The 19,643-nt window shown below is 66.2% G+C and carries 16 protein-coding genes; 11 read left to right on the top strand and 5 right to left on the bottom strand.

Annotated features, from left to right (window positions below; translation table 11 throughout):
- Positions 1 to 152: 152 nt before the first annotated feature.
- Positions 153 to 1,742 carry a GMC family oxidoreductase gene (locus OG326_RS02685; protein WP_327143044.1) on the bottom strand — a complete coding sequence of 530 codons (1,590 nt, stop codon included), beginning with the start codon at positions 1,740 to 1,742 and terminating at the stop codon, positions 153 to 155.
- Between the two features lie 286 nt (positions 1,743 to 2,028).
- On the opposite strand from OG326_RS02685, the gene serS reads away from it, so the two are divergent.
- The 3 genes from serS (at position 2,029) to OG326_RS02700 (ending at position 6,824) form a co-directional block, all read left to right on the top strand.
- On the top strand, positions 2,029 to 3,291 hold the full coding sequence (gene serS, locus OG326_RS02690) for a serine--tRNA ligase (protein ID WP_327143045.1): 1,263 nt from the start codon (positions 2,029 to 2,031) through the stop codon (positions 3,289 to 3,291).
- Positions 3,292 to 3,479: 188 nt separating this feature from the next.
- Complete coding sequence (locus OG326_RS02695; RefSeq protein WP_327143046.1) at positions 3,480 to 5,348, top strand: putative bifunctional diguanylate cyclase/phosphodiesterase; 1,869 nt, start codon at positions 3,480 to 3,482, stop codon at positions 5,346 to 5,348.
- Between the two features lie 171 nt (positions 5,349 to 5,519).
- The gene (locus OG326_RS02700; protein WP_327143047.1) at positions 5,520 to 6,824 is read left to right on the top strand and encodes an MFS transporter; all 1,305 of its coding nucleotides are present in this window, start codon (positions 5,520 to 5,522) and stop codon (positions 6,822 to 6,824) included.
- Here OG326_RS02700 and OG326_RS02705 read toward each other — a convergent pair.
- Positions 6,813 to 7,520, bottom strand: coding sequence for a hypothetical protein (locus OG326_RS02705; protein WP_327143048.1), 708 nt, complete (start codon positions 7,518 to 7,520; stop codon positions 6,813 to 6,815). The two genes, OG326_RS02700 and OG326_RS02705, sit on opposite strands and share 12 nt — an antisense overlap.
- 243 nt (positions 7,521 to 7,763) lie before the next feature.
- Here OG326_RS02705 and OG326_RS02710 point away from each other — a divergent pair, with 243 nt between their 5' ends.
- The 3 genes from OG326_RS02710 (at position 7,764) to OG326_RS02720 (ending at position 10,347) form a co-directional block, all read left to right on the top strand.
- Positions 7,764 to 8,711 (top strand): DMT family transporter, encoded by a 948-nt coding sequence (locus OG326_RS02710; protein WP_327143049.1) that lies wholly within the window; start codon positions 7,764 to 7,766, stop codon positions 8,709 to 8,711.
- A 96-nt stretch (positions 8,712 to 8,807) separates the two neighbouring features.
- Entirely contained in the window at positions 8,808 to 9,839 is a 1,032-nt protein-coding gene (locus OG326_RS02715) for a MauE/DoxX family redox-associated membrane protein (protein ID WP_327143050.1), read from the top strand.
- 154 nt (positions 9,840 to 9,993) lie between these two features.
- Positions 9,994 to 10,347 (top strand): BP74-related protein, encoded by a 354-nt coding sequence (locus OG326_RS02720; RefSeq protein WP_327143051.1) that lies wholly within the window; start codon positions 9,994 to 9,996, stop codon positions 10,345 to 10,347.
- A 55-nt stretch (positions 10,348 to 10,402) separates the two neighbouring features.
- On the opposite strand, the gene OG326_RS02725 is transcribed toward OG326_RS02720, so the two are convergent.
- Positions 10,403 to 11,947 (bottom strand): Rieske 2Fe-2S domain-containing protein, encoded by a 1,545-nt coding sequence (locus tag OG326_RS02725; protein ID WP_327143052.1) that lies wholly within the window; start codon positions 11,945 to 11,947, stop codon positions 10,403 to 10,405.
- Between the two features lie 44 nt (positions 11,948 to 11,991).
- Positions 11,992 to 12,570 (bottom strand): hypothetical protein, encoded by a 579-nt coding sequence (locus OG326_RS02730; protein ID WP_327143053.1) that lies wholly within the window; start codon positions 12,568 to 12,570, stop codon positions 11,992 to 11,994.
- An 80-nt stretch (positions 12,571 to 12,650) separates the two neighbouring features.
- Here OG326_RS02730 and OG326_RS02735 point away from each other — a divergent pair, with 80 nt between their 5' ends.
- The gene (locus tag OG326_RS02735; RefSeq protein ID WP_327143054.1) at positions 12,651 to 13,400 is read left to right on the top strand and encodes a lysophospholipid acyltransferase family protein; all 750 of its coding nucleotides are present in this window, start codon (positions 12,651 to 12,653) and stop codon (positions 13,398 to 13,400) included.
- A gap of 156 nt (positions 13,401 to 13,556) precedes the next feature.
- On the opposite strand, the gene OG326_RS02740 is transcribed toward OG326_RS02735, so the two are convergent.
- Positions 13,557 to 14,906 (bottom strand): ammonium transporter, encoded by a 1,350-nt coding sequence (locus OG326_RS02740; RefSeq protein ID WP_297628815.1) that lies wholly within the window; start codon positions 14,904 to 14,906, stop codon positions 13,557 to 13,559.
- Positions 14,907 to 15,119: 213 nt separating this feature from the next.
- On the opposite strand from OG326_RS02740, the gene OG326_RS02745 reads away from it, so the two are divergent.
- Genes OG326_RS02745 through OG326_RS02760 form a run of 4 tightly spaced genes read left to right on the top strand, consistent with a single transcriptional unit; the run spans position 15,120 to position 19,431 of the window.
- Positions 15,120 to 16,331, top strand: a complete 1,212-nt coding sequence (locus OG326_RS02745; RefSeq protein WP_327143055.1) for an NAD(P)/FAD-dependent oxidoreductase — start codon at positions 15,120 to 15,122, stop codon at positions 16,329 to 16,331.
- A 40-nt stretch (positions 16,332 to 16,371) separates the two neighbouring features.
- A complete protein-coding gene (gene glnT, locus OG326_RS02750; RefSeq protein ID WP_327143056.1) occupies positions 16,372 to 17,712 on the top strand; it encodes a type III glutamate--ammonia ligase in 1,341 nt (446 codons plus the stop codon).
- Positions 17,713 to 17,749: 37 nt separating this feature from the next.
- Positions 17,750 to 18,751: a glutamine amidotransferase gene (locus tag OG326_RS02755; RefSeq protein WP_327143057.1), complete on the top strand. Its 1,002-nt coding sequence runs from the start codon at positions 17,750 to 17,752 to the stop codon at positions 18,749 to 18,751.
- A complete protein-coding gene (locus OG326_RS02760) occupies positions 18,736 to 19,431 on the top strand; it encodes a protein glxC (protein ID WP_327143058.1) in 696 nt (231 codons plus the stop codon). The genes OG326_RS02755 and OG326_RS02760 overlap by 16 nt, the downstream gene beginning before the upstream one ends.
- Positions 19,432 to 19,643 lie beyond the last annotated feature (212 nt).

Consider the following 19,643-nt stretch of genomic DNA (forward strand, 5'->3'; position numbering starts at 1 on the left):
AACTGTTCGTCGGACATCGCGCTCCATCATGTCAGCGCACCCTCTGCCCCGCCATGTCCTATCGAATCTCGCACCCCAACTCGCCGGTTCACCATGTCGAACCGGCGCGGACCACGCTATTCGGAAGGCCGCGAGCCGAACTGCCCACGCACCTATCCCGAGATGATGCCGGCTGCTTTCTCGCCGATCAGTACCGCGGGCGCGTGCGTATGCCCGCGGGTGATGATCGGCATGACCGAAGTATCGGCGATCCGCAGTCCCTCGATCCCGTGCACCCGCAGCTCCGGGTCCACCACTCCGGTGTGGTCGGTACTCATCCGGCAGGTTCCCACCGGGTGGTACAGCGTGTGCGAATGGTGTTCCAGGCACCGCCGCAGCACATCCTCGATCGGTGTGTCGGCGGGCAGCACCGGTTGCATGAGCTCCCCGATGTGCTCCTTCAGCGCAGGCTGCGCGGCGATTTCGAGGCAGGTCCGCAGCCCGTTGAGCAGGGCGGTGCGATCGGAGAACTCGGCGCAGTAGTTCGGATCGATGAGTGGTGCGGCGAACGGATCGGCCGAGGCGAGGGTGATGCTGCCGGTCGAGAGCGGCTTGAGCAGAATCGCCGCGAAGGTGAGCGCGTGCCCGTCCGGATCGCCGAGTCCCTCCCCGATGTAGGGCGCGGGCGCGAAGATCAGTTCCAGATCCGGCAGCCCGACATCGGGGTGGCTGCGCACGAATCCGTACGCCTCACCGACATTGGAGGTGAGCTGCCCGCGCCGCCGCACGAAGTAATTGGCGAGTTCGGCGATGCTCTTGTCCGCACCGTAGAGGCTGCCCGCCTTGGTCCGGTAGACGATGGGCGCGGCGAGGTGATCGCGCAGATTCCGCCCGACCTCCGAATTGTGGTGCAGCACAGGAATTCCGTGCGACTGCAGCTGGTCGGCGTCGCCGATGCCCGAGAGCATGAGCAGCTGCGGCGTATTGATCGCCCCGCCGGACAGCACGACCTCCCGCTTGGCGTGCAGCTGTTTGATCTCCTCGCCGACCCGGTATTCGACGCCGACGGCGCGTTTGCCCTCGAACAGCACGCGGGTGACGTGCGCGTCGGTGACGATGGTCAGATCCTGATGCTTCTGCAGCGCCGGCCGCAGGTACGCGTCGGCGGTGCTCCAGCGCGCCCCGCGCTTCTGATTCACCATGGTCTCGGTGAATCCTTGCGGCGCATCGAGATTGGCGCGTTCCACCGGATATCCGGCTTCGGCGGCGGCATTCAGGTACTGCTGGGTGAGCGGCCGCGGGCTGCGCTGCCGGGAGATGTGCAGCGGCCCGTCGACGCCCTCCCCGGCCTCGGTCGCGCCCTCCACGGTCTCCATGCGCTGGAAGTACGGCAGCACCTGCTCGAACGACCAGCCCGGTCCGCCGTATTCGGCCCATTCGTCATAGTCGGCGGCGAAGCCGCGCACCCACATCATGGCGTTCATGGAGGAGGAGCCGCCCAGCACTTTGCCGCGCGGCCAGTACACCTGGCGATCGGCCAGCTCGGGTTGCGGTGTGGTGCGGTAGTTCCAGTCGTTCTCGCCCTCGAAGAGCTCGGCGAATCCGGCCGGAATGTGGATGAATTTATCGCGGTCGGTGCTGCCGGCCTCGATGACGGCGACGCTGACGCCGTGCTTTTCGCTCAGCCGCGCGGCCACTGCCGCCCCGGCGGAGCCGGCGCCGACGACAATGAAATCGACTGTGCTCGGCATGTATTGGGGCATGGAGACTCCTCGGGAGAACTGGCGAGGGCCACGCGCACGGGCGCAGACGCGCTTCCGGCCGTGTCCATGCGCCCCACTCTGGTCGATGAGGTCTGCGGTGGCCAGGCAAACGGGCGAATCCAGCGAAACTGTGTGGCAACACCCAGTGGTCGTGGCCCGCCCGGGTCTGGACTGACGGAGCGGGGGAGCGAAGCGGAGGAGCGGAGGAGGGAAGACCCGGGTAACAGGGCCACGACCCCGCCGGAGCGAAGCGGAGGCAGAAAATTCAGTCCACTAGGCTGTTTCTATGATCGACCTTCGATTCCTGCGGGAGAACCCGGACGTGGTCCGCGCGTCGCAGCGGGCTCGCGGCGAGGACCCGGCCCTGGTGGACGCCCTGCTCGCGGCGGATGTGGCGCGCCGCGCGGCCGTCGCCAATGCCGACGGCCTGCGCGCCGAGCACAAGGCACTCGGCAAGAAGGTCGGCAAGGCTTCTCCCGAGGAGCGCCCGGCGCTGCTTGCCCAGGGCCAGGAGTACTCGGCGAAGGTGAAGGAGGCGGAGGCCGCGGAGAACGCCGCCGACGCCGTCCTGGACGCCGCCCAGCGCGCCCTGTCGAATGTGGTGCAGGACGGTGCGCCCGCCGGCGGCGAGGACGACTACATCGTGCTCGACCACATCGGCGCCCCGCGGGAATTCGATTTCCAGCCCAAGGATCACCTGGAGTTGGGTGAATCGCTGGGCATCATCGATATGGAACGCGGCGCGAAAGTATCGGGTGCGCGTTTCTATTTCCTGACCGGTTACGGCGCTCTCCTGCAGCTGGGTCTGCTGCAGCTGGCCGCGCAGAAGGCCACCGCGAACGGTTTCACCATGATGATTCCGCCGGTGCTGGTGCGCCCGGAGATCATGGCGGGCACCGGTTTCCTGGGCCAGCATTCGGCCGAGATCTATCACCTCGAAGAGGACGACCTGTATCTGGTCGGCACCTCGGAAGTGCCGCTGGCGGGCTATCACTCGGGCGAGATCCTGGATCTGGCCGAGGGCGCCAAGCGCTATGCGGGCTGGTCGAGCTGTTTCCGTCGCGAGGCGGGCAGCTACGGCAAGGACACCCGCGGCATTATTCGCGTGCACCAGTTCGACAAGGTGGAGATGTTCGTCTACACCCGGCCGGAGGACGCCGATGCCGAGCATCAGCGCCTGCTGGCCTGGGAGCAGGAGATGCTCGCCGCGGTCGAGGTGCCGTATCGCGTGATCGATGTCGCCGCCGGTGATCTGGGCAGCTCGGCCGCGCGCAAATTCGATTGCGAGGCCTGGGTTCCGACCCAGCAGACCTATCGTGAGCTCACCTCGACCTCGAATTGCACGACATTCCAGGCGCGCCGCCTGAATGTCCGCTACCGGGACGAGAACAACAAACCGCAGACCGCCGCGACCCTGAACGGCACCCTGGCCACCACCCGCTGGATCGTCGCGATTCTGGAAAACCATCAGCAAGCCGACGGCAGCGTCCGCGTCCCCGCCGCCCTGGTGCCGTTCGTGGGTACCGAAGTCTTGAAGCCGATCCGCTGAATGCCGCGGATCGGCGGCGCTCAAAGTTCGCGGCCCGTCCCGATTCTGGACTGAGTGGAGCGGCGGAGCGAAGCGGGGGAGCGGAGGGAGGGAAGAATCGGGACCTCGGGGGCCGCGAACAGCCGAAGCGCAGCGAAGGCGAGTCAAACAGTGCGGCAAAAATCAACACAGCGTTTAGGCTAGGCAGCGTGCGAGGAATCGGGTCTCGCGGCGATACCCGAACACGGGTGCGGGCGGCATCGGCGCTGGCGACAGCAATGGTCATGGCTCGGACCACCGGGGCGTTCTACGTCATGGGTGGGGTGCTTGGTCTGGTTATCACAGCCGTCGCCCCGGGTGATGAGGGAAATCGGCCGCTCGTCGGCAGTGCTGCTTTTGTTGCGCTTTTGCTCGGTCTCAGTCTGCTGATCTGGGGTCCGCGACTGCCGCATTCGGTCCATCACGTGTATGTGGCGATTGCGACGGTGCTGGTGACCGTTGCGGTGCACTGGTTCCCGAATACGGTCGGCGCGATCAGCCTGGCCGCGTTCTATGTCTTCGTGGCCACCGATGCGGCGATTTTCTTCGCCTGGAAATGGCTGGGCGCGCATATAGCTTTCGCGGTGGTGTGCTGCCTGTGGGTGGTGCCCTCGCGCGGGCTGCCGTGGTGGTCGGGCCTGATTCCGGCGGGTATCACGGTCGGAATCGGCATTGTGGTCGGCATTCTCACGCGCATGGCTTCGGACGCGGATATCGATGTGCTGACGGGTCTGTTGAACAGGCGTGGTTTCGATCGCGCGCTGGCCAATGCCATCGGGCATGCCACCCGCACCGGGCAGAGCCTGTCGCTGGTACTGGTCGACCTGGATCGTTTCCAGAAGATCAATGATCATCTGGGTCATCGCGCCGGTGACGCCGTGCTGCAGCGGGTGGGCGATACCTGGCAGAAATTGCTGACGCCGGAGCAGCGCCTGGCGCGTTACGGCGGTGACGCTTTCGCGGTGCTGCTGCCGAATTCGACCGAGCAGGCCGCGATTCTGCTGACCGAGCAGCTGCGCGCGGCGGTGACCACCGGATGTTCGGCGGGTGTGACCTCCTGGCAGCCGGGCGAATCCGGTTCGCTGCTGGTCAGTCGCGCCGATGTGGGTCTGTACCGGGCCAAGCAGGCCGGTCGCAATCGCACGGTGCTGGAGTCCTCGCGGCAGTTGCCGCTGGCGGTGGAGCTACGCGAGGCCATCGATCAGGGCACCCTGGACGTGCAGTATCAGCCGATCGTGAGCCTCTCCGACGGCGCGACCCGCGCGGTCGGGGTCGAGGCGCTGCTGCGCTGGTCCTCCCACGCACAACCGGATGTGACCACCGAGGGCCTGATCCGGGTGGCCGAGGAATACGACCTCATCTCCGATCTGGACGAGTTGGTACTGCGCCGGGCCTGCGCGGACGCGACCCGCCTGCAGGAGACCTTCGCCCAGCTGGATCTGACGCTGAACGTGAATGTGAGCGGCCTGGAATTGGCCGAAACCGAGTACGCGGACCGGGTTTCCGGCATTCTCGCCGATACCGGCTGGCCGGCGAATCAGCTGGTCCTCGAGGTCACCGAGAGCGAGATCGCCGCCGAGTCGGAGACTGCCATCGCGAATCTGCACAAGCTCCGCGAGACCGGTGTGCGCATTGCCATCGACGATTTCGGTACCGGCTATTCGTCTTTGAGCCGTTTGGCCACCCTGCCCAGCGACATTCTGAAGGTGGATCAATCCTTCGTGGCCGCCATCCGCTCCGATTCCCCGGCGCCGCCGCTGCTCGGAGTGATTGCGGCACTGAGTAAATCGCTGGATCTGCAGGTGATCGCCGAGGGCGTCGAGACCGAGTACCAGGCGGCGGTGCTGACCGAACTCGGTTTCGCGCTCGCCCAGGGCTACCACTACAGCGATTCGCATCCGGTGTCCGAACTCATCAATGATCTGAACGACCGCCACGGCCTGGTCGGCGCGACAGTCCCCGATCACGAGCCGAACACCAATGGCTGGATTCCGCTCGACAATCCGTTTGACCCAGGCGTGCCCGGCGCGCAGAGTTGACCTATGCGCATGCTGATCTACGCCTGTTGATCCCGGCTCTCCTCCCGAGCTAGTCGCGCCTTCGTCTCGGGCGCGGCCGCCATCCGAGCACGTCATGGTGCCGATCCGGCCAGGCTCGTGCGCCGCGGCCGCCCCGGCGCCGATCCCCTTCGCAGCCTGACTCTGCGTGCAGTGCTGTTCGCCTTCTCCGCGGACCTGATCCCGCTCTATGCCCTCTACGCTCTGCTTTTCGCCGATCACGGCCTCAGCACCGCGCAGATCTCCTCCCTGCTGGCCATCTGGTCGGCCACCTCGTTCGTGCTCGAGGTCCCCTCCGGCGCCTGGGCCGATACGGTTTCCCGCCGCGCCCTGCTGATCGGCTCCGGCGCGCTGCTGGTCGCGGCGTTCTCGTCCTGGACCCTTTTCCCGTCGTATGCCGGTTTCGCCCTGGGCTTCGTGCTCTGGGGCGCCTCCGGTTCGCTCCGCTCGGGCACCTTCGAAGCCCTGCTGTACGACGATCTCGCCGCCCGCTCCGCCACGTCGAGCTATCCCCGTATCACCGGTTACGCGCGGGCCGCCGCGGAATCCGGTGCGCTGGTGGGCATTCTGGCGGCGGCCCCGCTGTACGCCTGGGGCGGCTACGCGCTGATCGGCTGGTCGAGTGTGGCCATCGCCGCACTGCACATGTGCACCGCCGCAGCGCTTCCCGCGGCGCCGAAGACAGTGTCCGCCAGCGACATAGAGGAGCTCGCGGAAGCCTCGCCACCCGATGCCGATGCGCTCCCGCCGGTTTCGGGCTCGCCGCTGCCGCGCGGTGAGGGTGAGCCGGCCCCATTCGAACGGGACCCCGCTGACGGGCAGGCGGGTGTGCGGTACCTGCGCATGCTGCGCTCCGGACTGCGAGAGTCCCTGCGGATCCGCATGATTCGCCGAGGTCTGCTGCTCGCCGCCATGTTGAACGGCATTACCGCCTTCGACGAGTACTTCGCGCTGCTGGCAGGCAATGCCGGTGTCGCACCGTCGATTACGCCGCTGCTGGTAGGTCTGACGGTGGCGGGTGGTCTGGCCGGTACCGCCCTGGCAGGGCGTACCGAGAATATGAGTCCGCGTGTGATAGCCGCAGCCCTCCTCATCGGCGGCGTGCTGTTCATCGGCGGCGCGCTGTTGGCGGGGCTCGCCGCCGGTCACCCGGATGCCGTGTATGTCCTGACAGCCGTGGGCTTTTCAGCGATCGGCGTGGCCTACGGTATCGACTACAACGCCGAGGTGGTGGCCGCCGCCCGGTTGCAGGACGCCATCGAGGGTCCGGCACGTGCGACGGTGACCTCGGTCGGCGGTTTCCTCACCGAGCTGATGGCCTTGGCCGTCTTCGGTTGTGTCGGCCTGGCTTCGGTGTGGCTGCCGATCCCGCCGACGGTTGCGCTGCTGGGCGTCCCGCTACTGGTGATCGCCGCCTTGTTCCCGGCCTGGCTGCCGCGTGCCGGTTCAGACGACTGACGGTCGAGTGAGACTCGACCACAGCACCCCGCCCTGCGCGGCGAAACGTCGCGCGAGTTCGCGCCGCGCCTCATCGTCGCCCATCGAATTGTGCACGCAGAAATGACCTTCCGCGACGGTCAGCACCTTCACATTGATCAGGCGGATGGCGGAGAGCGGTCCGCGCACCGCCGCGGGTAGTTCGTCATCCACCAGACCGAGCATGACCACGAGGGCGCCGTTCTCGTCCAGATAGGTATCGGCCGCCTCGCCGGGCAGCCGCGCCTCGTCGAGCTGAATGGTGATGATCCTGTGCCGATCCAGCATATCGGGGACCTGGAAGCCGTACTGCGCCACCAGATTCGAGACTGTCATGACGGTCTGACCCAGCCAGGAGGTAGCGACCGTGAGCGTATCGCTGTCGATATGAATATCGGGCGAGATACCGAACACCTCGAGCTCGTACCCATTCGTCGGCTCCGCATCGTCCCACTCCGTCGGATCGGCGAGCCCGCTACTGGCCACCAGCAGCGCATCCTCCCGCCGGACAATGGCATGCGCCTGCCGCACCGCCGGCCAACTGGGCCCACCCAGAAACGAGGGATTGATCAAATGGGCGATCACATCGACATCGGGCGTCCCCCAGGATTCCCACGCGGAGCTCAGCACCCGGCACGTCTCAGCGGCATACGTCTCGCCGACGATAGATTCGGTCACGTCCCTAACGTAATCCACTCCACCCCAACAACTCCCGTCCCGCCAACCGCCCCTCTCCGCGTATTCCTCCCCCACCTGGGCAGTTGTTCACCAGGAACTGGTTGCGGATTCTTCTCGGCCGATGCCGCCACCAGTTCCTGATGATCTTGAAAGTCTGTTGTGGTTCGGGCTGCACGGCCCGACGTTGTCGGTCGCTCGGTATGGCAGCGCGTGTCGCGCGGGCGAGCGGGGAGAATCTGGCGAATGGTGATGCGGCGGCGAGTGGGGTTGGTGCTGGGGGGTGGTATCGGCGCGGGGGTGGCGGTACAGGCGCGGGTGAACGGGGTGCTGGGGGAGCGGTTGCAGGATGGGGTGGCGGCGGCGGTGATCAGTTTCGGGGTGGGATTGGTGCTGGTGGGGGTCGGATGCGTGGGCAGTGGGCGGTTGCGGGCGGGGGTCGGCCGGGCGTGGGCGGCGCTGCGGGCGGGGGAGTTGCGGTGGTGGCAGCTGCTGGGCGGGTTGTGCGGGGCGTTCTTTGTTGCCTGCCAGGGACTTACCGTCGCGGCGATCGGGGTTACCGCATTCACGGTGGCGGCGGTGGCGGGCCAGGTGACGAGCAGTCTGGTTGTCGACCGCCTGGGGGTGGGCCCGCGCGGCCGGACGCCGGTGACCCTATTGCGTTCCGTGGGAGCGGGATTGGCGCTGGTCGCGGTGCTCGTATCGGTCATCGGGCGAACCGATGAGGCCGGCGGTCTTTCGGCGCCGGAGGCATTCCGGGGCGTCCCGCACGTATTGCTCGTTCTGCTCCCGCTGATCGCCGGCGCCGGGACGGCGTGGCAGCAGGCAGTGAACGGCCGAGTGGGTGCGGTCGGTGGTCCGCAGTCGGCGACGCTCGCCAATTTTGTGACCGGGTGTGCGGCACTGCTGCTGGTCGAGGCTGCGGTGATCGCCGGGAGTGGTTGGCCCGGCGGGTTTCCCAGCGAGCCCTGGCTGTACCTCGGCGGTGTCATCGGAGTGGTGTTCATCGCGCTGGCTGTCGTGGTGGTGCGCTGGATCGGAGTGCTGCTGCTCGGGCTCACCTCGGTGGCCGGTCAGCTGCTGATGTCGCTGCTGCTCGATGTGGTCGCACCGACCGGGGCGGGAGTTTCCGCGCTGGCGGTGGTCGGCTGTGCGCTCACCTTTGTCGCGGTAGCGGTGGCCGCGCGCACTTGACCGAACGGTCGGTGTGCTTCTCCGTCCCGAACATCTTCGAAAACTGTTCGTGTCATTATGGTTTGGGCCACTCCCGCGCTGTGTCATCGTGCGAATATGACGATCGAATACGGAGTGTGGGGGCTACGGCTGGCGCTCGGTGTGGTGTTCGGGCTGTCGGCGGCGGGGAAATTCGCCGATCTCGCGGGCACGCGGACGGCGGTGGGGGAGTTCGGGATTCCGCTGCGCTGGGTACCCGCCACCGCATGGGGCCTGCCGGTGGCGGAGGCGGCCGTCGCCGCGGGACTACTGCCACCGTGGACGGCCGCCCCCACCGCGCTGGTGGCGGTGCTGCTGCTCCTGGTGTTCTCGGGCGCGGTGGCGCGATTGCTGCGACAGGGAAAACACCCGGCGTGTTCGTGCTTCGGCGCGGCGAGTTCGGCACCCATCGGCGTGCGGACGCTGGTGCGCAATGCAGTCCTGCTACTGCTCGCGGTGGCCGTAGTGGCTGGTGCGCTGCGATATTCGCATATCCCCGAGGTCCTGCCGATGGATCGCGCCGTCGGCATGGCGGTGGTCGCCGTATTCGCGGCTGCCCTGGCATGGCTGTGGAGCGAGGTGCGGGCATTGCGAAGGCGCCTGGATCAGCAGGCGCTGTCGGCACTGGGTGCGGAGGGCTTGCCGGTAGGCGCGGTGGCGCCGGAGTTCGAATTGCTGAATATGTCGGGCGGCCGGACGAACCTGGAATCCCTGCTGTCCTCCGGCCGTGCGCTGCTGCTGGTATTCGTCCACCCCGGCTGTGAGATGTGTGCCGCGCTGGCCCGCGAATTGCCGCGCTGGCAGGTGCGTTCGGCGGATGCACTGACAGTCGCGGTGCTCGGCAACGGCGAGGTCGAGCCACATGCGGTGTGGGCGCGGGAGCAGAGGCTGGGCGATATCCCCATGCTGGTGCAGCAGGGCAATGAGGCGGCGCTGCGGTATCGGGTGCGGGGTACACCGTCCGGGGTGCTGATCACGGGGGACGGGAAGATCGCGGCCCCGGTGGCGCGCGGTGCGATGGCGATTCGCGATCTGATCGGCCTGGCGAAACCGACTGCCCCGCAAATTGGACCTCGGCGAAACGGTCGATTGGTACCGAATTCGCCATAGATACCCGGGTCGACTCGGCGAGGGCCCCGAGAAACGGTCCGGTCTCTTAATTCGCTTGTTACGCAATCGATTTCGGACGATCGTGCGCTTCGATGCACTTACCATCAAGAGGCAGGTGCTTTTCGTTTCGATCGCTCGGCCGAGAGGAAATGTCATGGCCTACTTCGCATTTACCGATTACTCCGGCAAGGAATTCGTTTTCAAGCTGACCAATGATCAGCGTATTGCCGAGGCTCGCCGGATCCTGTCCGGGGAGGAGACGATGTCGATCCATGTGCTCGGGCGGATCCGGAAGCGGCAGGAAGCCTACAACCCGGGTTGGAGCTTCTCCCTCGATCCGGACACCATCAGCTTCTTCACCATGGCGATCGAGGTGTGCGACTCCAGCATCGAGTACACCGAAGACCATCTCGATGAGGCCTGTGGCGCTTTCCTGCCGGGCTGCATGTGGTGTCCGTGGTCTTCACGTCTCACCCGGGAACTGCAGGACTCGGACGTGCAGGGCTGACCTTCGAGTTACCGCTTCCGGCCGGCACCGGCATCGGTACCGGCCGGAAAGCACGTCAGGCGTCGATTTTCCGCGAGCGCAGCTCATGCCCCTTGGAGGTCTTGCAGCGCCCGGATTCCAGATCCCACTGCCACCCGTGCAGATTGCAGGTGAGCGTATTGCCCTCCACCACACCGAATTTCGACAGATCGGCCTTCAGGTGCGGGCAGCGCCGCTGTATTTCCCAGCCGTCGAGTTCCGTCGAGGCCGAATCGTCGTGCGCCTCGGAGAACCAGCCGTCGGCGTAGGCGATGCGCTCGTCGGTGAGGCATTTGAAGAATGTGTAGAGGAATTCGTTGTATCCGCCGATGCGCCAGGTGGTGAAGCGCGTCGACAGGAAAATGGTGTTGACCCAGTCGGGCTCGTTATCGCGCAGTACGGTGCGCACCAGCTGCGGGTCGATACGGAACCCGTAGCGCTGCTTGCCTTCTCCCTCGATCGGCGCCCGCACAATGCGCTTGGGGAAGTCCAGCACCACGGTCTCCTCGCCCATGACCAGGGCGACCGTATAACCGATGCCGTCGCAGATGAGGTCGCTCTGCGCCATGATCGGCTCGAACAGCTCCCGCAGCTGCGGCAGCAGTGGTCCCTCTCCCGTTGCCCAGGAAGCCTTTTCGGCGGCGAGCACGGGCGCCATGCGTTCCGCCATAGCGGCGATATAGGCGGCCTTGTCGCCGTAGACGGTATCCGGATCGACCGGATGTGTCAGCGCCGAGAGTTCCTTACCGCGCAGATCGGCGGTCGAACCGGGCAGCATGAGCAGCCCGCCCTCATTGCCGTGAATCCGCATCTGCTCCAGGAACACGATCTGATCGGGGAAGATATTGCCTTCATCGCCGCGATCGTCATTGAGATAGCGCAGTTCGTCGTCGAGGAACACCGGCGGCCCGGCGGACGGCACCACCCAGGTGGCTCCGACCTGTTCGATATAGGACCGGCACCGGTCCATACCGCGCTGCCGCTTCTGCTTGCCGAAGTTGGACTTGGTCTTGGCCGGAATGTCGTAGACCATCGGGTACCAGATGGCGCCGGAGTACTGCAGCAGGTGGATATCCACATGCCCGAACGAATCGTGCAGCACATCCATATCGACGGGCCGGGCGTCGTTCATGTTGAAGCACACGGTTTCACCGTCGGCGATGACGATGCCGGAGTCGCCGATGGGCCCGTCGGCGGGCGCGCGCAGCGCGATGATCATGATGTCGAGCTCACCGCCCGGACCGGTGATCGTGTGCTTGACCGAATCCTCGGTCTCGAAGAACCTGTGGAAGCCCAGCGCCTCGAGCTCCCGCTTCAGATCCGGCACCGGATAGTCCGGCAGCAGGACCGTGGCGTCCTTATTGACCTTGTCCGCCAAATGCTTCGCGTCGAAGTGATCGCGGTGCAGGTGCGATACGTACAGGAAATCGCAGTTGCCGAGGTCGTCCCAATCCAACTGCGTATTGTCCGGGAACGGGAACCAGGACGCGAAATACGCCGGGTTGACCCAGGGATCGCACAGGATCGTCCCCGCTGCGGTTCGAATATGGAATCCGGCGTGTCCGACGCTGGTGATCTGCACGAGCTGCTTCCTCCTCGACCGTTACCAGCCACCCAGCGTACTGGCTACTCCGAGACGTCGCCGATGCAGTAACCCTCGGTGCCGGACTTCAGGGTGAATGTCCGGTTTTGTGTGTTTCCGGCACGGTCCGTCACGGATGCCGTGACGCTGATATAGCCGTCACGGAGTGATTCGGACTTCATCGAATCCTCTCCGAAGGACTTGAGCCGGGGGAGACCGGCCTGATTCACGGCGAGCGGCGGGGCGGTGAAGGTGCCGGTGCCTTCCGGATCCCAGGCGCGCGGGGTCGCGGCGCAGACCAGCGGACTTCCGCTCTCCTGATCAGCCGGATCCGGAATCCCGGTCAGCCGCGACAGATAGCGCCGCACCGTGCTGACGGCAGCGACGGATTCGGGGTCGGGCGTGGCGGCCGCGGAGGTGGTCGGCGGCGCGGGCGCGAGGGCGACCGAGGTGCTCGTCACGGTCGCCGACGCAGCCGGCTTATCGGATTTGGTGCTGTAATCGGTGCCCTCGATACCGACGTTCGAATCGCAACCGCTGCTCAGGCAGGCGATTGCCACTGCGGCACTTCCGACCAGTCCCTTGCGAAGGGCGTCACGCAGTCCTGTTCGGGTGTTCTCCACTCGGACGAACCTCTTTCGTGTCTTCGGTTGTTGCCTGGGTCACTGGTGCTCACCGGCGTTGCGACTACGCTAGCGGAATTGTGGAACCCGTCTACTTCCCGATCATCGGGCTGGCTCGCACCGTCTTCGCGCTGCAGGGTCTGAAGTTCACTGTCACTGGCGACGAAAATATCCCGGCGAACGGTGGTGCGGTCATCGCGATCAACCACACCGGGTACATGGACTTCACGTATGCGGGCCTGCCTGCGCGTACGCCGAAGCGCTATGTCCGTTTCATGGCGAAGAAGGAGGTTTTCGACAATGCTGTCTCGGGCCCGGTCATGCGGGCGCTCAAGCATATTCCGGTCGATCGCGCCGCCGGGGCGGACTCGTATCACGAGGCCGTGAATCGACTGCGCGCCGGTGAGCTGGTCGGCGTGTACCCCGAGGCCACCATCAGCCGCAGTTTCGAGTTGAAGGAATTCAAGTCGGGTGCGGCACGCATGGCGATCGAGGCCGATGTCCCGATCGTCCCGATGGTCATCTGGGGGGCGCAGCGCGTGTGGACCAAGGGCTATCCGAAGCGCCTGGGTCGCACCAATACTCCGATCTCCATCGAGGTCGGCGCACCCATCCCGCCGTCCGAACCGGCCTCCGCACTGACGGAACAGCTGCACGCCAGCATGTCGGCCATGCTGCTGAACGTGCAGAAGGACTACGTGCACGAACAGGGCGCGTACTGGGTTCCCGCCCGGCTGGGCGGCAGCGCGCCGACCCTCGAGGAGGCGAATGCCCTCGACGTCGCCGAGGCCGAGGAGAAGGCCGCCCGTCGCGCGCAGAGCAGCGAATAGCACACGGCGTGAGCCGGCGTTGATCGTGTGAACTGAAAGAGGTGGCGGCGCGCGGGTCCGGACGATCCGTTGCGCTGCCACCTCTTTCAGTCGAACGCGGCCCTTCCCGCCCTTGATGAGGAGGGTGAAGATCGGGAGGAGCCGCGGGCTTTCGGGTTATTCGACCGCGACCGCCGCCTTGCTTGTCATGGCCTCCGCGGCCGTGACCGCGTCCGCCGGTTCGGGTTTGGCGGCCGGCATGCTGACGTGGTCGAGCACATAGGCGGTTTCGCTGTGCACAGCCAGGTCGAGGCCCATGGCCTCGCTCTCCGCATCGGCCCGGATGCCACCGAAGCGCTCCATGACCTTGGCGATGCCGAGGGTCACCACGAACGTGTAGGCGAGCACCGCGAGCACGGCGACCGTCTGCCGCCACAGCTGATCCAGACCGCCGCCGTAGAACAGTCCGGCCACGGCATTGGGCGCCGAGCCGTCGGCCAGCAGGCCGATGAGCAGGGTGCCGATAATGCCGCCGGTCAGGTGGATGCCGACCACGTCGAGCGAATCATCCAGTCCGAAGCGGTATTTCAGCGAGACGGCGAAGCAGCACGCCACACCGCAGACCGCGCCCACGATGAGCGCGCCCATGGGCGAGACCGCGCCGCAGGCGGGGGTGATGCCGACCAGCGCCGCGATCAGGCCGGACGCACCGCCGAGTGAGGTGGCATGCCCCTCCTTGAACTTCTCCACGACCAGCCAGCCGCAGATGCCCGCGCAGGAGGCGGCGAGGGTATTGAGCACCACCACGGATGCGGGGTTGCCCGAGGACAGCGCCGAGCCGCCGTTGAAGCCGAACCAGCCGCAGAACAGAATGCCCGCACCCAGCATGGTCAGCGGAATGCTGTGCGGCCGAGGCGAATTCGGGAACACCTTACGCTTGCCGAGCACCAGCGCCAGTGCGAGCCCGGCGATGCCGGCATTGATGTGCACCGCGGTGCCGCCGGCGAAGTCGATGGCCTTGAGCTTATTGGCGATCCAGCCGCCGTGTACCGAGCCGTCCTTGCTGTCGAAGGCGAAAACCCAGTGTGCGACAGGGAAATACACCAGCAGCGCCCAGATCCCGGCGAAGGTCATCCAGGAGCCGAACTTCATGCGGTCGGCCACCGCGCCCGCGATCAGCGCGACGGTCAGTGCGGCGAACAGCAATTGGAAGGCCGAGAAGATGGCCGGTGGCAGTCCGGGGGTGGCGGGTGCGTCGAGGAGTTTCGACGATCCGAAGTATTCCAGCGGATCACCCAGCAGGCCGAGGCCGCCGAGTGAGTTTCCGAAGGAGGCCGAGTAGCCGACGATGATCCACAGCACGCCCACTACCGCGAGTGCGCCGAAGACCATCATGGCCATGTTCAGTGTGTTCTTGACGCTGACCATGCCGCCGTAGAACAGCGCCAGTCCCGCCACCATGATCGACACGAGGGCGAAGGCGGCGAGCATCCACGCGGTGTCTGCCGCGGCTACTGCTTGTTCCATGTTTCACCTGACTTAGAAACGGATTCCATACCAACGGATGTCCTGAGGGGAATCACCGTTGCATGGGAGTAGACCATCGCGGATGTTGCGCCGTGGTACGTGACTGTGAAAGCTACGTAAACCGACGTGCTTCTCGCCGCCCCATATGGTTTCATGACAATCAACAGTGATTCACTGTAGAAGACATGAGAGTTTCGAGCCGAGGGATGCCATATGACCGACACCGCCGAGTTCCTGATCATCGGAGGCGGCCTGGAGGGGCTCGCCATCGCCTGGTCCCTGGCCGAGCGCGGTGCCACCGATATCGTGCTGCTGGAACGGAATTCGCTCTGCTCGGGTATGACCGGCAAGTCCAGCGGCGTGGTCCGCTGCCACTACGGCGCACCCTCGCTGGCGGCCATGTCCTGGTGGTCGGTGCCGTTCTTCGAGAACGCGACCGAGATCCTCGGGGACGATCTGGGTTTCCGGCAGTGCGGGTACGCGGTCGGCGTCGGCGCGGACAATCTGGATCCGCTGAAGGCGAATGTGGCCATGCAGCAGGCCCTGGGCATCGAGGTGGATCTGCTCGCCCACGACGATATGGCCGCCCTGTGGCCCGGCCTGCGGGTCGACGATTTCGCCGCCTTCGCCTACGAACCCCGTGGTGGGCGGGGTGAGGCGTATCTGACCGGTATGGCGTTCGCCGCGGCGGCACGCGCACTGGGTGTGCGGATTCGCCAGCAGACACCCGTGGTCGAGCTGCTCACCGCGGCGGGCCGCGTTGGTGATTCCGCGGCGGGCCGCGTGATCGGCGCGAAGCTGGCCGACGGCACCGAGGTGCACGCCGGAACCGTGGTGCTGGCAGCCGGTCCGTGGACTCCCGCACTCGCCGCGACCGCCGGTGTGGACGTCCCCGTGAAAGCCCAGCGCGCCCAGCTGATCATGATCGATCAGGGCGAACCGCTCCCGCAGGTCCCGGTGCTCTCTGATCTGGTGAGTCTGCAATACCTGTGCCGGGAGCCCAATGGTGAACTGCTGGCGGGCAATAGCGATCACGCCGTCCCCGAGTACCTCGATCCGGACGACTTTGTGAACCGCGCCGATGATTCCACCGTCGAGAAGGTGGTCGGCAGACTGGAACACCGGCTCCCGCAGATGCCGGATCCGCGCATTACCGGCAGTTATGTCGGCGCGTACGACGTCACCCCCGACTACAACCCGATCATCGGCCCCGCGCCGGCGCCGGGTCTGTTCCTGGCCACCGGCTTCTCCGGCCACGGCTTCAAGATCTCCCCGGCGGTCGGCCGACTGGTCGCGGATCTGCTGCTGCACAACGGAACCGAGCTCCCGAATGTCGAGGCCGCCGACTTCCGCTACGAGCGTTTCGCCGAAGGCCGCCCCCTGCTGAGTCCGCACCCGTATGTGGGCGCGGGCGAAATGCGCTGAACCTCAATCTCATCCGAACCCTGCTGCTTCAGGAGCCGATATGGCGACAGATACCACCGCCACCGTCACGCCGATCACCACCCACCGCACCCTGTCCGAACAGGCGCGTGCCACCGGCACCACCTTCATTCTGGCCGTCTTCACCACCCTGTCCGGCAAGCCGTGCGCGAAACTCGTTCCGGTCCAGGCGGTCGGCCAGCTCGAGGCGGACGGTGTCGGCTTCGCCGGCTATGCGGCCGGAATGATGGGCCAGCAGCCGCGTGATTCGGATCTGGTCGCGATTCCGGACGCGTCCACCTTCATTCCGATTCCCTTCGTGCGTCCCGGCCTGGCCATGGTGCACTGCACGCCGCATGTGGAGGGCAGGCCGTGGCCGTTCGCGCCGCGAGTCATCCTGCAGCGCAACCTCGCCCGCGCCGCCGAACTCGGATACACCGTGAAGGTCGGGGCCGAGATCGAATACTTCCTGGTGGACAAGGGTCCGAACGGCCTGATCCCCGCCGACGCCGCCGATGTGAGCCTGCAACCGTGTTACGACGCCCGCGATGTGACGCGTATGTACGACCATCTGGCCGAGGTGTCGGAGGCCATGAACACGCTCGGCTGGGGCAATTACGCCAGCGATCACGAGGATGGCAACGGGCAGTTCGAGCAGAATTTCGACTACGCCGAAGCCATGATCACGGCGGACCGGGTGATCACCGCCCGCTATCTGCTCTCGGTGATCGCCGAAAAGCGCGGTATGAAGGCGACTTTCATGCCGAAGCCGTTCACCGACCGCACCGGTACGGGCATGCACATGCACCTGTCGCTCTGGTCGGGCGATCATCCGCTCTTTCCGGATGCCGACGATCCGCGTGGGCTCGGATTGTCTTCCACCGCATACGGTTTCCTCGCAGGCATGCTCGACCACGCCTGTGCCCTGCAGGGAGTGATCGCCCCGACCGTCAACTCCTACAAGCGAACCGGCGCGACGAGCACCGCCAGCGGCGCGACCTGGTCCCCGCGCTACGCCACCTACGGCGGCAATGACCGCACCCACTACCTGCGGGTACCCGATCAGCACCGGGTGGAACTGCGCGGAGCGGACGGCTCCGCCAACCCGTACCTGGCCATGGCCGCCTCGATCGCCGCCGGACTCGACGGCATAGACCGCGAACTCGACCCCGGCACACCCGGCGAACAGCGCGGCGACATGCTGCCCATGACCCTCATCCACGCCATGGACGCCATGGAATCGGATCCGGTGGTCACCGCCGCCCTCGATGTGGCCGGCCCCGGCGTCGCCGCCTACTTCGCCGAACGCAAACGCGAAGAGTTCTTCACCTGGCACAACACGGTTTCCGACTGGGAGATCGACCAGTACCTCACGGCCTTCTGACCCCCCGGCCTCGACCTCGAAAGGAAGGTGATCCCGGATGTGCGGCATAGTCGGCCTGCACCTGCGTGACCCCGCCCTGTACCCACAGCTCGGCACACTGCTCACAGGCATGCTGGACCAAATGTGTGACCGCGGCCCGGATTCGGCCGGCATGGCCGTCTACGGCGACCCCGTCTGGTCTCCGCCCGGCACAGTCACAGTCACCCTGCTCGACAGTCCCGTCCCGGCCGCCCAACTGGCCGAAAAGCTCACTGCCGCAATGGGTGTGCCGGTTACAGCCATAGACCTGAACCCCACAATCCTGCTCCACGCCGAAGTAGCCTCCCTTCAGTCCGCCACCCTCTCGTCATCCCGGCGCGCTTCTCGGCCGGGATCCACACCGGCACAGCAGGACTCCGGTGCAGCGGGAACCTCCGCGGGTGAAGCCGACGCCCTGGTGCAAGCGATCCGATCCATCGCCCCGAGCGCCCGCGTCATCGGTTTCGGCCCCGGCCTCGCAGTACTCAAAGGCGTCGGCAATCCGACAACCCTGGCCAACGGCTTCGGCCTCCCGCAGGCGCAGGGCTGGCAGGGTGTCGCGCACACCCGCATGGCCACCGAATCCGCCGTCACCGCCGAGGGTTCCCATCCCTTCTCGGTGGGCCCCGGCCAATGCCTGGTGCACAACGGATCCTTCAGCAATCACATGAGCATCAAGCACGAATTGCAGCGCGCCGGCATCGAATTCGACAGCGAGAACGACACCGAGGTGGGTGCGCGCTTCGTCGCGCAGCAGCTGGCGCAGGGCGCTGACCTGGAGAAGGCGCTACTCCTGCTCAACGACGTCTTCGACGGCTTCTACACCCTGCTCGTCTCCACCAGCGATTCCTTCGCGGTGGTCCGCGATGCCATCGCGTGCAAGCCCGCCATCATCGCCGAAACCGATCGGTGGGTGGCCATGGCATCGGAGTACCGCGCACTCGCCGATCTCCCCGGCGTGGAGCAGGCCCGAATCTTCGAACCCGAACCGGAAGAGGTGTACGTATGGCGGCGATCGTGAGTGAGCGCACCGTGCTCGATGTGGCCGAGTCCGGCACCCGCGCAGTGAATTCCGCGCTCATGGCAGCAGATGTCCCGGCGGCGGTCACCCTGGCGAACCCGCGTGGCGCACACGCCCTGGCCTGCGGGCTCGACCGCGATATTGCGGTCACGGTCGAAGGCCACGTCGGCTACTACTGCGCGGGCATGAACCAGCACGCCACTGTGACAATCGACGGCAGCGCCGGTGTCGGCGTCGCGGAGAACATGATGTCCGGCACGGTCCGGGTGCGCGGCGATGCCTCGCAGTCGGCGGGCGCGACCGCCCATGGCGGACTGCTCGTCATCGAGGGCAATGCCGGTGCGCGCTGCGGCATTTCGATGAAGGGCGTCGACATCGTCGTAGGCGGCAATATCGGCCATATGAGCGCCTTCATGGGCCAGGCCGGCCGCCTCGTCGTCCTCGGCGATGCCGGTGAAGCCCTGGGCGATTCCCTCTACGAGGCCCGAATCTACGTCCGCGGCAAGGTCGCCTCCCTCGGCGCGGACTGCGTCCGCAAACCCATGCGCCCCGAACACCTCACCGAACTCCGCGACCTGCTCACCACCGCCGGCTTCGATGCCGACCCCGCCGACTTCACCCGCTACGGCTCCGCCCGCCACCTCTACCACTTCCACGTAGACAACGCCGCCGCCTACTGACCGCCCCGCCCCCAACGCCCGCCCATCCCATCCCATCCCATCCACATCCGCCCACCCCGCGCCCAACCGAACAGCCCGCCCAGCCCCGAACAGCCCGTGCCTTCCCGACCAACTCGTGCCGGACCGAACAGCCCGCCTCGGACCGGAACTGCGCCTGCAGGGGCTGTTCGAAGCAGACAGAGCCTGTTCGGTGCCAGGCGGACGTACCCGGT

This window comes from Nocardia sp. NBC_01327 (genome assembly GCF_035958815.1).
In the GTDB taxonomy this organism is placed as follows: domain Bacteria; phylum Actinomycetota; class Actinomycetes; order Mycobacteriales; family Mycobacteriaceae; genus Nocardia.

What these genes read in the sequence shown, in the direction of transcription:
- OG326_RS02685 (WP_327143044.1), bottom strand. Translation starts at nt 1,742, where the DNA reads ATGCCCCAATACATGCCGAGCACAGTCGATTTCATTGTCGTCGGCGCC.
- serS (WP_327143045.1), top strand. Translation starts at nt 2,029, where the DNA reads ATGATCGACCTTCGATTCCTGCGGGAGAACCCGGACGTGGTCCGCGCG.
- OG326_RS02710 (WP_327143049.1), top strand. Translation starts at nt 7,764, where the DNA reads ATGGTGATGCGGCGGCGAGTGGGGTTGGTGCTGGGGGGTGGTATCGGC.
- OG326_RS02715 (WP_327143050.1), top strand. Translation starts at nt 8,808, where the DNA reads ATGACGATCGAATACGGAGTGTGGGGGCTACGGCTGGCGCTCGGTGTG.
- OG326_RS02720 (WP_327143051.1), top strand. Translation starts at nt 9,994, where the DNA reads ATGGCCTACTTCGCATTTACCGATTACTCCGGCAAGGAATTCGTTTTC.
- OG326_RS02740 (WP_297628815.1), bottom strand. Translation starts at nt 14,906, where the DNA reads ATGGAACAAGCAGTAGCCGCGGCAGACACCGCGTGGATGCTCGCCGCC.
- OG326_RS02745 (WP_327143055.1), top strand. Translation starts at nt 15,120, where the DNA reads ATGACCGACACCGCCGAGTTCCTGATCATCGGAGGCGGCCTGGAGGGG.
- glnT (WP_327143056.1), top strand. Translation starts at nt 16,372, where the DNA reads ATGGCGACAGATACCACCGCCACCGTCACGCCGATCACCACCCACCGC.
- OG326_RS02755 (WP_327143057.1), top strand. Translation starts at nt 17,750, where the DNA reads ATGTGCGGCATAGTCGGCCTGCACCTGCGTGACCCCGCCCTGTACCCA.
- OG326_RS02760 (WP_327143058.1), top strand. Translation starts at nt 18,736, where the DNA reads ATGGCGGCGATCGTGAGTGAGCGCACCGTGCTCGATGTGGCCGAGTCC.